We start from the raw sequence: 11,985 nt of genomic DNA on the forward strand, positions 1-11,985 counted from the left end.
CAAAGTGCCTACCCGCGCACCGACCGGATCAGCCACATCGGGTCCAGTCTCCAGAACAACCCCGCCGCATGGGGGCCACGGAGAGAGGACCTATGCGCTATGGAGACCAGGATGGGCGGAACTTTAGAATCTTAGACAGGGGGTGATGGCCGGTGGCGTACCGAGTCAAGGGACTCCGCAACCGACTCCTGCGCAGAAAGCAGAAGATCCTGGAGGCTGCGCTCTGCGGCGCGCTGGTGGAGCAGTCGCGGGTGCCGATCATGATCTTCGACCAGGAAAACCGCCTGATCCGCGCCAACGAACCGGCCCGCACGCTCTCCGGCTGGTCCCTGGAGGAAATGCACGGCAAGCACTACCGGAACTTCCTGGCCCTGCCCCCCGAAATGGTCCAGCCGGGTGCAGACTACAGCCAGCGGCTTTGCGACCAGATCGGCGGCGGCGCCATGGAGGCCAGGCGCCTGGACCTGCTCACCCGGGACGGACAGGCCATCCCGATCATGGCCAGTTCGGCGGGTCTCCGGGTCGACGGCCAGCTCCAGGGCTGGGTCTGCTTCTTCTGGGACGTGCGGCGGCAGGTGGAGCTGGAGAAGGAAGCGCAGCGCCGCCGGCAGCAGGCCGAAGGGCTGGCCGCAATGGCCCGGGAGATCGGCACGCTGCACGAGCAGCGGCAGCGGCTCAGCGGCCTGCTGGAACGGGCCTGCCGGCTGCTGGATCTGGATCTGGCCGCCTGGGGCATGCTGGACGAGAACCGGGAGGAGCTGGTCTGGACCGCCGCCCACGGGCCCGGGTCCGAGCAGCTCCTGGGGCCGCTGCGCACCGTGAAGAACTCGCCGCTGGTCCGGACCCTGTTGGAGGGGCAGACCTACAACTCCGCGAGCGCCGACGGCCTCGATCCCTACCTCTCCCCGCTGCCCATGCACACCTTCGTGGCCATCCCGTACCGGCTGCGGGCCCGGAGCCAGGGCGTGCTGCTGGGCGCCGCCCGGCGCGCCGGCGCGCTGCGGGACGACGATCTGCTGCTCTTCAGCCATCTGGGCGCCTACCTCAGCACCGCGGCGGAAAATGCGCAGCTGCTCAAGGACATGCAGCACCTGGCGGTGCTGGAAGAGCGGCAGCGCCTGGCGGGCGAGATTCACGACCACATCGGCCAGGTGCTCACCTTCCTGGGCATGCGGCTGCACGTGGTGGAAAAGGCGCTGGGGCAGAACGACCTGGCCACCGCGAGCGAGGAGTTGGCAGGCCTCCGGGAGATGGTCGCCACGGCCCATGAGGAGATCCGGGCCTCGCTGTACGACCTGCGCCGCAGCGCACAGCCCCGCTCTCCCCTCGTGGAACGCTGGAGGCAGCTGCTGGACGACTACGCCGCCCGCACCGGGATCGCCGCGCGCATCGAGACGCGCCACCGCCCGACGGTGGTGCTGCCCCAGGATGTGGAGGCGCAGCTCACGCGCATCCTCCAGGAGGCCCTCGCCAACACCCGGCAGCACTCGGGCGCCAGCACCGTGATCGTGCGGGCCCACGTGGAGCGGGCCACCCTGCATATCGCCATCGAGGACGACGGGTGCGGGTTCGATCCCACCGCGCCGGCCGATCCGCACCACTTCGGCCTGTCGCTGATGCGGGAGCGGGCCGCCGCCATCGGCGCCCGGATCGACATCTCCAGCGCCCGCGGGCGGGGAACCCGCATCTCGCTCGCACTGCCACTGCCCCGCCGAGAGGAGATGGAGCATGAGCACGAAGCCCTTGCGCATCCTGCTTGCTGACGACCACCCGCTTGTGCGCAACGGCATCAAGCAGGTGCTGTCGATGGAACCCGACATGGAGGTCGTCGGCGAGGCCGGCGACGGCCTGGAAGCCCTGCGCCTCGCGCAGGAAGTGCGGCCTGACGTCGTCCTGCTGGACCTGGCCCTGCCGCGCCGGACGGGCTTGGAGATCCTGCCCCGGCTGCGGGAGGAGCTTCCCGAGACCCTGGTCATCATCCTGACCTACTCCACCTCGGAGCAGGACGCCATGACGGCCCTGCAGATGGGCGCCGCGGGCTACCTGGTGAAGAGCATGGCGCCCGAGGCGCTGGCCAGCCGCATCCGGGAGGCGGTGCGCGGCGAGGTCCCGGTCTCGGGTTCGGTGGTGCGCAACGTGGTGCGCGCGATGTCCTCCGCCCCGTCCGCGCCCCCGCCGTCCCCGGCCCCGCAGACGGCCGCAGAGCCCGACGGCAGCCTGCTGTCGCCCCGGGAGGCACAGATCCTCCGGCGGATCGCGGCGGGAAGTACCAACCGCGAGATTGCGGAACAGCTGGGGCTGTCTGAGAACACGGTGAAAAACTACGTGAAGTCGATCCTTGCGAAGCTGAAGCTGGAGAACCGGGTGCAGGCGGCGGCCTGGGCGCTCAGCAACCCGTGGTCCGTGCCCGAGGAACGCTAGCCGCCCCTGCAGTGCCGGGGTACACAGCAGGGGAGCCCCGCCATCCTCGGATGGGGGGCTCCCCTGGCGTGTGCAGGCCCGCCCGGCGGACAGCGGCCCGGGCGGTGCGGGTGCACGCATACTTGGGGGCGACAATTCCCAGGATATACCCCAGGAACCAGAAGGTCACGCGGCGCCTGCCGTAGTCGAATGGTCGATGCGCGACTGGCACGAAAGTGGTTCGATTGGCCTGAAGGGTCATTTCCCGGCTATCCCCCGGGCAACCAATTGCAACCGGACCCGCAGAGAGGTTCTATTGATACAGAGACCAAGAAAGGGGTGAGACAATGGCGAGGGTTGATTCTGCGCGGAACCGGGGCGTGCGCAACTTCGCGGACCTGAACCCGCGCTACTACGCCACCGGTATGTGGTCCCACGTGCTTCACCGGATCAGCGGCATCGCGATCACCGTGTTCCTGCTCCTGCACATCTGGGAGATCACCTCGGTGGTGCGCGGCGGCGCGGAGGGCTTCACCGCCCAGATGGCCGGCATGGCCGCGAAGATCTGGGTCATCGGCGAATGGCTGCTGTTCCTGGCTCTCACATTCCACGGTATCAACGGCATCCGGCTCATCCTCCTCGACCTGGGCTGGGGAACGCGCCAGCACAAGCAGGCCTTCTGGGTGGTCTTCGTCATCTCTGCGCTGATCATCGCCGTCGGAAGCTACTTCTTCGTGCTGCGCTTCCTGGCGTACCCGTGGGCCGCGTAGACGGCCTGGTAGGAGGTGAAAAAAGGTGAAAGGAAGCCTCTGGGCCTGGATCTGGCACCGCATCACCGCCGTGCTCTTGGTGGTGCTGGTCGCCATTCATTTTGGCATCATGCACTTCGTGGACCCCACGGCAGTGATTACCTTCGCCGACAGCCAGATGCGGCTGCAGTCCGCCCTGTACATGCTGGTGGACTCGGGGTTGCTCGTTCTGGGCCTCTATCACGGCCTCAACGGCATCCGCAACGTCTTGCTGGACTACTGGCCGAACTCGGGCCGGGTAGCCGCGTGGATCCTCGCGGTGGTGGGCATTGCCGCTTTCGGCTATGGGTCGATGGCCCTGGCCGCGTTCCTGACGCAGTAGTCACGCACCGGGAGGTGTTCCTGTAATGAGACTCAAGCATCGCGTCGCCATCGTCGGCGGCGGCCTGGCCGGGCTCCGGGCGGCCATCGCGGTCTATGACGGCGGCGTTCAAGATGTGGCCATAATCTCCCAGCTGCCTCCTGTCCGGTCGCACTCGGTGGCGGCGGCCGGCGGCATCAACGGGTCGCTGGCCAATCATCCCGACGGCAAGGACGACAACTGGGAGAAGCACGCGTTTGACACGATCAAGGGCTCCGACTACCTAGCCGACCAGGACGCCGCAGAGATCCTCGCGAAGGAAGCGGTGAACGTCATCGTCGAGACGGAGCACTGGGGCTGTCCGTACTCCCGGAATCCGGACGGCACCATCGCCCAGCGGCCCTTCGGCGGCGCGGGGTTCCCCCGCACCTGCTACGCGGCCGACAAGACGGGCCACGCCCTGCTCCACACCCTGTACCAGCAGGTGCTGAAGCGAGGCATCAAGATCTACCAGGAGGTCCTGGTGCTCTCCCTGGTCACCCATGAGGACCGGGCCGTGGGCGCCGTGCTGATGGACATCGTCACCGGCGAAATTGGCACGGTGCAGGCCGACGCGATCCTCATGGCCACGGGCGGCGCCGGCAAGATCTACGCGCACTCCACCAACAACCTGCTCAACACCGGCCTGGGCATGGCCGTCGCCTACTGGGCCGGGGTGCCGCTGAAGGACATGGAGTTCATCCAGTTCCACCCCACCGGCCTCTGGGGCACCAACATCCTGATGACCGAGGGGTGCCGCGGCGAGGGCGGCTACCTGGTGAACAACCAGGGCGAGCGGTTCATGGCCCGGTACGCGCCGAAGGCGATGGAGCTGGGTCCCCGCGACATCGTCGCCCGCTCGATCCTCACCGAGATCCTGGAGGGGCGCGGCTTCAACCAGGGCGGCCCCGGCGGCGGGTACGTCCACCTGGATCTGCGCCACCTGGGCGAGGCGAAGATCAACGAGCGGCTGCCTGAGGTGCGGGAGATCTGCAAGAACTTCGCCGGCATCGACCCGGTCTACGAGCCGATCCCCGTGCAGCCCAGCCAGCACTACACCATGGGCGGCATTGACGTCAACATTCACGGCGCGTCCCGGCTGAAGGGGCTCTACGCCGCCGGCGAATGCGCCTGCGTCAGCGTGCACGGCGCGAACCGGCTGGGCGGCAACTCGCTCCTGGACACCATCGTGTGGGGCAAGCTGTCCGGCCAGCACATGGCCAAGTTCGTGCAGGACGACCCGGTCAAGGGCTCCGTCGACTCGGCCCTCGCCGACGCGCAGGCGAAGGTGGAGGCCCGGATCCGGGAGCTGTTCGACGGCCCGGGCACCGAGCAGGAGGCCGTCCTGCGGACCGAGCTGCAGGAGAACATGTTCAACAACGTCGGCATCTTCCGCGACGAGGAGTCGATGAAGCGCGGCCTGGCCAAGGTGCGGGAGCTGCGGGAGCGGTACAAGGGCGTAAAGGTGCGGCACACCGGCAAGGTCTACAATATGGAGCTCATCCGGGCGTACGAGCTGCGGGGCATGCTCGACGTGGCGGAGGCCATCGCGGCGGGCGCGCTCGCCCGGAAGGAGAGCCGCGGGTCCCATGCCCGGCGCGACTACCCCGAGCGCGACGACGTGAACTTCCTGAAGCACACCCTGGCCTACCTCACGCCGGAGGGCGTGCGGCTGGACTACAGCCCGGTCACCATCACCCGGTACCAGCCGCAGGCGCGGAAGTACTAGAGAGGGGGGTGTGACAAGAGCCATGGAAAACTTCAAGCTGAAGGTCTTCCGCTACGATCCGGAGAAGGACGAGCGGCACCACTACGAGACGTACACGGTGGACTACCGGGAAGGCATGACCGTCCTGGAGGCCCTGATCTGGGTCTTCGAGAAGAAGGACGCCTCGCTGGCCTTCCGCTACAGCTGCCGTGAGGCGATCTGCGGATCCTGCGCGATGTACATCTCGGGCCGGTACGCCCTGGCCTGCAAGGTGCAGGTGAAGGACGCGCTGGAAGGCGACACGGTCACCGTCTCCCCCCTGCCGCACATGCGGGTGATCAAGGACCTGGTGGTGGACCAGACCAAGCTCTGGGCCAATTACGCCAAGGTCAAGCCGTGGCTGATCAACGACACGCCGCCGCCCGAGCGGGAACGGCTGCAGAGCCCGGAGGATCGGGCGAAGTACAACATGGAGATCGACTGCATCCTGTGCGGTTCCTGCTTCGCCTCCTGCCCCAGCGGCGCCAACAACGAGGAGTACCTGGGGCCCCACGCGCTGGTCTGGGCGTCCCGCTTCTTCCACGACACCCGCGACACCGCCGACATCGAGCGGCTGGAGATCGTGGCCAACGAATACGGCGTATTCCGGTGCCACACCATCTTCAACTGTGTCGAGGCCTGCCCGAAGCACATTAATCCGACGGACGCGATCCAGCGGCTGAAGAAGGCCGCGATGGCGTACAAGCTCGGGTTAATCAAGAAGAAGTAGAGCTAGGGCGCGGGGGCTGTCCCGCAGTCACCTCGGGTGACGCTTGGGACAGCCCTCTTTTCTGTTTTTCATCGGCGTGCGGGGCCGCGTGCGCGGAGGCGACACCGGCGGCGGGGATCACCGGGCCGCAAAGCTCGGTGCGCAGTGGGAAGGTCAAGTTTTCGACTTCGAGCGGGAGCCTGAAGTGAAAAAGTTGGCCCTCCCGACTTCCGGAAGGAGCGTGCAGTGGGCCCATAGTCGGGTCGCCCCCTCACCGGTGACCGCCTCGCGGGCGTCACGCCGGCTGGAATTCCCGGGCAGTGGGGCCAGTTGCTCCGTGGGACGGTCAGGTTTTCGACTTCGAGCCGGAGGCGAAAGTGAAAAAGCGGGCGTTCCGGGCACGCGGCCGCGGAACGCCACGGAAAGTGAGCGCCAGTCTTCACGGTTGTTCATCCCGCGCCTCCACCTCCGCCAGGGTCAGCGCCTCGGCGAGGCGCAGCGCCCGGATCCGGTTGCGCTGCAGCGAGTGCTGCGGAGTGCCCGGCGCAAACCTGGCCTGCGCCTCCTCAGCCTTCCGGATCATCGACGACAGCGCGGTGAGGGCCTTCTGCAGGTCCTCCCGGCCGAACGCCCGGGCATCCTCCGGACTCCCGGCCCCCGGCACATCGGCCGCCTGCACGCCCCCAGCCGGCCCGGACGGGATGCAGCCGGCCCGGCGGGCCATCAGCGCCGCCGCCAGGTGGAGCGCCTCCAGGTTCTCCTGCAGCATCCGGTGTTGCCAGGTCCCCGGCCTCAGCTTCCGCTGCGCCTTCTCCGACTTGCTGATCAGCAAGGCGATCGGGCGCAGCGCCTCCTGCAATTCCTGTGTCGTGCAGTGCTCCATTCCATCCACCCTTCGCTGTGAACGAATCGCCCCGGGTGGCGCCCGTGCCCCGCCGCTGGCCGGTCACAGCCGCCCCGGTGTCGGGCTGCGCACGCACCGTCACGGCGGCAGGCGGGCCACCACATGCGATTTCCCTCACGGATGCAGCCCGGCGGCGCCTCCGGCGGGGATGGCCAGCCGCAGCGTGTCGCCCCGCAGCCCGCGGCGCAGCGCCTCCAGGGCGATCACCTCGTCCGGCGGGACGTTCCCCAGGTTGACGTTGGCGCCGAAGCGGGCGATCAGTTCCTGCTGCTGCGCCTTCAGCGGCGCCTCCCACATCACCGCCGACAGGTCCGGCAGGCCTGAGGCCAGCTGCTCCAGCAGCCCCGGCTTCAGGCGCCCGTCCCGGTCATACAGGCCCACGCCCTTCCCGGACTCCCGCCCCTCCAGGATCACCCGGGCCGCGCCGGCCGCCAGGTCCGCCTCGATCTGCGCCCGGGCCCAAACGGGGTCCAGCTCCTGCGCGCCGTCCTTCTTCCCCACCTCGGTGATCACGGTGAAGCCGAAAGCCCGGGCCGTGCGGATGGCCCGCTCCCGCTCCTGCGGGGAGAGGTCGATGGTGCCGTCGCTCACCTCCACCGTGCGGAAGCCCAGCTCCCACGTCGCCGCCAGGTAGGCCTCCAGCCGGCCCTGGATCACGGCCACCTCGAAGAACGTCCCCCCAGGGTAGGGTTCCACGCCGGCGCCGCGGAGCAAGGCCACCTTCTCCCGGAGGAGCCGTTCCGGGTAGAGGGCGGCCGTGCCGAAACCCAGTTTCATGAAGTCGATGTACTCGCCGGCCATCTCCAGCAGGGCACGGGTCTGGGCGAGGCCCAGCCCCTTGTCGATGACCATGGTCTGCCCCTCGCTGCGGGGCTTGCGCGCCCGCCCCGTGAGCGGGGGCCGGATCACCCCCGCGTACGCACGCACGTCCTGGTTCACGTCCGGCCTCCTCCACTTCGGCTGCGTATGTGCTGCCTGTGCGTTCTCCCATGCAGGGTATGAAGTGGGGCGGCCGGGCGTGTGCCCGGGGGCGCAGCGCGCAGGCCGACCGCGAGGCGGCCCTCACCGCAGGCGCGTCCGGATAACCTCCACGAAACGCTCGTCCTCCTCGGGCGTGATGCCGATCGTGCGGTTGTCCCGCAGGTGGAGCAGGACCAGCGGCTTCATCCGGGTGCAGTACAGGTGCAGGTTCGGCCCGGCGTCCGGCCAGCGGAAGCGGCCCCAGAGCAGGCCGCCTATGGCCGTGCCGTAGAGGCGGACCGGAAAGCCCTTCGGCGAGGCCAGCTCCACCCGCTCCACGTCGGGGTACCTGATGTCCACCGGCCGGAAGCCGGTCCGGATCGTCAGGCCTTCCGGCCCCAGTTCATACCGCAGCGTCTGTGGGAAGCGGCCTGCCAGACCGGTCGCGTAGAACGTCACCGCCCCGCCGGCCACGATCACCAGGATCAGCACCACCATCGACCCCGGAAACCTTCCCGTGCCGCCGAGGGGCTCAAAGATCCCGGGCGTCCGCGCCTGCACCGCGGCCATGAACGCCTCGGGGTCCTCGGGGGTCACGCCGTAGCGGTGATCCGCGGTGTCGATGATCACCAGCGCCTCCAGATGCGTCGCGTACAGGGTGATGTTCCCGGTCTCCTTGAAGCTGAAGCGGCCCGTGCGCAGACCGGGCATGGCCGTGCCGAACTTCCGCACGCCGCCGGTCAGCGACTCCGGCCGCCAGAGAGCGGTCACCTCGTCCAGCGGGATCTCGCGGGTGCTGAAGCCGCTGCGGATGCGCAGGGCCTCGGGAGTCAGCTGGTACTGCATATTGACCGCCGACAGCATGCTGCTCGCCAGGGCCGCCACAGCCAGCAGCAGCGCCGCCAGCGTGACGAAGTTGATGCCCTTGAGGGCGTGTGAGCGGGTGGGACGGGGCGGGTAGAACGTCTCCTTCATCATCTCATCATCCTGCCTCTCCCTAGAATGCGTTGCGGTTGACGGCGACCCCGGAGCCCGTGGGCGGAAGCCGCTGGAAAAGGTAGCGCTCCAGGTACACGTCGCGGAAGCCCAGGCGCTGGTAGAGCCTGCGGCCCATCGCGGTGGGGGTGAGCCCCACGTGGTCGCAGCCCAGCTCCAGCGCCTCCGCGATGCACGTCCGCACCACCGCGGTGGCCACGCCCCGGCGCTGATACGCCGGGAGCGTGCAGAGGTTGTACAGGCCGCCCATCCGCCCGCGCGGGTACAGCGTGCCGCCCCCGACCGGCTGATCCCCCAGGAAGGCCACGTAGTGCCGGGCCCCCAGGGCGTCGGCCACCTCCACGCCCTTGCGCCCGGCGGCCAGGAAGTCGCGGTCGGCGCCGGGGAAGAACACCTGGCGCATCACCTGCCAGAGCAGCTCGCACTGGCCGGGCAGCAGGCGCACCACCCGCAGGTCCGGGCACGCGGGCGCCGGCAGCGGCGTGCCGTCCCAGACCATCACCGGTACGGTCTCCGTGCGGAACCCCTGGCGCAGCAGGCGGTCAGCCAGGTCGGCGGGACGGGTGGCGGGCGTGATCAGGAAGGCCACGTAGGGCAGCCCGTGCGCCTGGAAAAACGCGCGCGCGGCCGAGACCAGATCCTCCACCTGGTCGCTGCCCACGCGGATGCAGCCGACGTGGTTGTACCGCGGATAGGGCGCGGCGGGCATGAGAACCCAGCGGGCGCCAAACTGCTGCGAACCGGACTCTCCCAGGTGCTGTTTCAGGTGCTCCTGGTTCTCCTCCCACAGTTCGGCCAGAAGGGCGACGTCCATACGGCTCCCCCCACGGTTGGCTCTCCCCGTAAGAATTCGCCCTGCCCGGTCCGCTTCCCTGTAGCCCTGGCACGCGATGGCTCAGTGCAGGGGCGCCCGGGTCCCCAGAGGAACGTTCGCCGGAGGCTCCCAGGCGGGGATGGCCGGTCCGGTCCGGCCGCCGCCCCCTTCCCGCCGCTCCGGCCCCTGCCCCTCCGTCTGATCCTCGGCCTCGATCAGCCGGTCAGGCCGGATCAGGAAGAGGGTCGCCGCGAGCGACGTGGCCAGGATGCCGGCAGAGAACCAGAAGGGCAGCGCCTCGCCCCTGCGCATGAGCGCCCCGTAGATGGGCGGGCCAAAGGCAACGCCGATGAAGCGAACGGCGCCGTATACCGAGGTGATCATCGCCCGCTGCTCCGACCGCGCAGCCGACGTGATCAGGTTGTTGAGGCCCGGCAGCTGCAGACCGGTGCCGACACCGGCGATGACCAGGCCCGTGTAGAAGGCCCAGTCCGCCTGGATAAACGCGATGAGCGCCGTGCCGCCGATGGCCAGGGCCAGACCGGCGACCACCGCCGGCTTCAGCAGCGCCTCCCGCTTCTGCAAGTAGAGGCCTGCGGAAAACGACGTGGCCGACATGGCCAGTACCGGCCACATGATGCGTACGCCCTTGGGGACGCCGTCGATGCCGTGCACCGTCTCCAGGTGCTCCGACAGGAAGAACAGGACGCCGAAGAGGACGAACAGGGCCACGGTGCCCGCCCAGAAGCAGGCCACCAGCGGTACGCCTTTCCGCCGGAAGATCGCCAGCACCTGCCCGAAGTACTCCCGGGCCGGCGGCGCCTTCTGCCGCTCCGGCTCCCGGGTGAAAAACCAGACGGCCGCGGCGAAGGGGATGGCGAGGACGGCGTAGGCGAAGAATACGGCCCACCAGACGAAGACCTGACCGATCAGGGCCCCGAGGATCGGCGAGACCACCTTCCCCAGGCCGTTGGAGGCCTCGAAGATGCCCAGGGCCGTCACCCGGCTGCCGCCCCGGAAGAGGTCCCCCACGAAGGCCATGGCCACCGGCGCCGTTCCGGCCGCCCCGATGCCCTGGATCACCCGGCCGGCCATCACCAGCATGAACCCGCCCGGGCCCAGCCGCCAGCCGGCCAGGCCGGAGACGATTCCCCCCGCTCCGTAGATGAGGAGGCTGGGCACCACCACCCGCTTGCGCCCGTAGCGGTCGGCGAGGAAGCCGGCCACGGCGATGGCGATGCCCGCGGAGAGCGAAAACGCGGTGACCGCGAGCCCCGTGGTCGCTTTGCTCAGGCCCATGACCCTGCCCATGTCGGGCAGCACCGGGATGAGCATCGAGTTGCCCAGAACCATGATGAGCGGGACCGTGCAGAGCGCCGCCAGCTGGAGCCAGCGGTTCGGCCCGGCAGACACGCTCTGCTGCGGGCCCTTCGGCCCCGCCGGCGCGTTCGACTGCCCCACCGCAGCATCCCTCCCTCTGCCGTTCAGGCTTAGCGTCCCCGAACTGACGGCCTGTGACACCCTCCAGGCATTTTCGGCCCATGCGGCCGATAGAATCGCAGGGGGAGGGATGTCCATGCCGGGCGATCGGGTGATCCTCCTCAGCCTGATGGCCCTGGGGGTGGCGGCACGCAACTCGCTGATCGTCACCGCAGCCGGCGTCGTGCTGATCATGCGCGTCCTGGGCCTCGACCGCTTCTTCCCGCTGCTGGAGCGGCGCGGGCTCGAGGCGGGGCTGATCTTCCTCCTGATCGCCGTCCTCGTGCCCTTTGCCACCGGCGAGGTGGGCTGGGCCGAGATCCGGCAGTCCTTCACATCGTGGACCGGGCTGGCGGCCGTGCTGGGCGGCATCATCGCCGCGGTGCTGAGCGGCTACGGGGTGACCCTGCTGCAGGTGAAACCGGAGATCATCGTCGGCATGGTGGTGGGCACCATCCTGGGCGTGGTGCTCTTCCGGGGAATCCCCGTGGGGCCGCTGGCGGCGGCCGGCTTCACCGCCATCCTGCTGGCGCTGGTCCGCTGGCACTGAGGAGGCCGCTCGATGGAGGAACGGCTGATCTGGGGGATGCGGCTGGCCCGGATGCTGTCTGCGTGCATCGAGGTGTCGGCTGCGGTGCTGCTGCTCCGCATGGCCGACCCCAGGGCGATGCTGCGGCTCAACTCGCTGCTCGGGCTGGTGGGGCCCGTCATCTTCATCACCGTCAGCGCGCTGGGGCTGGCCGCGAGCCTCGGCAGACTGCAGCCCGGCCGCGTCCTGGTGGTGCTGGTGGGGATCGCGCTGGTCCTGTGGGGCACCCGGTGATGGC

General features: G+C 69.1%; 13 protein-coding genes. 8 read left to right on the top strand and 5 right to left on the bottom strand.

Annotated features, from left to right (window positions below; genetic code table 11):
* Positions 1–152 precede the first annotated feature (152 nt).
* The 6 genes from ACZ5UM_RS00880 (at position 153) to ACZ5UM_RS00905 (ending at position 6,026) form a co-directional block, all read left to right on the top strand.
* Positions 153–1,763, top strand: coding sequence for a GAF domain-containing protein (locus tag ACZ5UM_RS00880; protein WP_464846274.1), 1,611 nt, complete (start codon positions 153–155; stop codon positions 1,761–1,763).
* Complete coding sequence (locus tag ACZ5UM_RS00885; protein ID WP_464846276.1) at positions 1,729–2,421, top strand: response regulator; 693 nt, start codon at positions 1,729–1,731, stop codon at positions 2,419–2,421. The genes ACZ5UM_RS00880 and ACZ5UM_RS00885 overlap by 35 nt, the downstream gene beginning before the upstream one ends.
* A gap of 326 nt (positions 2,422–2,747) precedes the next feature.
* Positions 2,748–3,170, top strand: coding sequence for a succinate dehydrogenase, cytochrome b556 subunit (gene sdhC, locus ACZ5UM_RS00890; protein ID WP_464846278.1), 423 nt, complete (start codon positions 2,748–2,750; stop codon positions 3,168–3,170).
* 25 nt (positions 3,171–3,195) lie between these two features.
* Positions 3,196–3,531, top strand: a complete 336-nt coding sequence (locus ACZ5UM_RS00895; protein ID WP_464846280.1) for a succinate dehydrogenase hydrophobic membrane anchor subunit — start codon at positions 3,196–3,198, stop codon at positions 3,529–3,531.
* A 25-nt stretch (positions 3,532–3,556) separates the two neighbouring features.
* Positions 3,557–5,278 carry an FAD-binding protein gene (locus ACZ5UM_RS00900; protein ID WP_464846283.1) on the top strand — a complete coding sequence of 574 codons (1,722 nt, stop codon included), beginning with the start codon at positions 3,557–3,559 and terminating at the stop codon, positions 5,276–5,278.
* Positions 5,279–5,300: 22 nt separating this feature from the next.
* Positions 5,301–6,026 carry a succinate dehydrogenase iron-sulfur subunit gene (locus tag ACZ5UM_RS00905; RefSeq protein WP_464846284.1) on the top strand — a complete coding sequence of 242 codons (726 nt, stop codon included), beginning with the start codon at positions 5,301–5,303 and terminating at the stop codon, positions 6,024–6,026.
* A 418-nt stretch (positions 6,027–6,444) separates the two neighbouring features.
* On the opposite strand, the gene ACZ5UM_RS00910 is transcribed toward ACZ5UM_RS00905, so the two are convergent.
* The 5 genes from ACZ5UM_RS00910 to ACZ5UM_RS00930 form a co-directional block, all read right to left on the bottom strand.
* Positions 6,445–6,888, bottom strand: a complete 444-nt coding sequence (locus ACZ5UM_RS00910; protein WP_464846287.1) for a hypothetical protein — start codon at positions 6,886–6,888, stop codon at positions 6,445–6,447.
* A gap of 135 nt (positions 6,889–7,023) precedes the next feature.
* Positions 7,024–7,848 (bottom strand): phosphosulfolactate synthase, encoded by an 825-nt coding sequence (gene comA, locus ACZ5UM_RS00915; protein WP_464846289.1) that lies wholly within the window; start codon positions 7,846–7,848, stop codon positions 7,024–7,026.
* 123 nt (positions 7,849–7,971) lie between these two features.
* Complete coding sequence (locus tag ACZ5UM_RS00920; RefSeq protein WP_464846293.1) at positions 7,972–8,844, bottom strand: PH domain-containing protein; 873 nt, start codon at positions 8,842–8,844, stop codon at positions 7,972–7,974.
* A 22-nt stretch (positions 8,845–8,866) separates the two neighbouring features.
* Complete coding sequence (locus ACZ5UM_RS00925; RefSeq protein WP_464846296.1) at positions 8,867–9,679, bottom strand: GNAT family N-acetyltransferase; 813 nt, start codon at positions 9,677–9,679, stop codon at positions 8,867–8,869.
* Positions 9,680–9,760: 81 nt separating this feature from the next.
* Entirely contained in the window at positions 9,761–11,140 is a 1,380-nt protein-coding gene (locus ACZ5UM_RS00930; RefSeq protein WP_464846300.1) for an MFS transporter, read from the bottom strand.
* A 115-nt stretch (positions 11,141–11,255) separates the two neighbouring features.
* On the opposite strand from ACZ5UM_RS00930, the gene ACZ5UM_RS00935 reads away from it, so the two are divergent.
* Entirely contained in the window at positions 11,256–11,708 is a 453-nt protein-coding gene (locus ACZ5UM_RS00935) for a DUF441 domain-containing protein (RefSeq protein ID WP_464846304.1), read from the top strand.
* A gap of 12 nt (positions 11,709–11,720) precedes the next feature.
* The gene (locus ACZ5UM_RS00940; protein WP_464846307.1) at positions 11,721–11,981 is read left to right on the top strand and encodes a YqhV family protein; all 261 of its coding nucleotides are present in this window, start codon (positions 11,721–11,723) and stop codon (positions 11,979–11,981) included.
* Positions 11,982–11,985 lie beyond the last annotated feature (4 nt).

The sequence above is a fragment of the Symbiobacterium ostreiconchae genome (genome assembly GCF_055396975.1).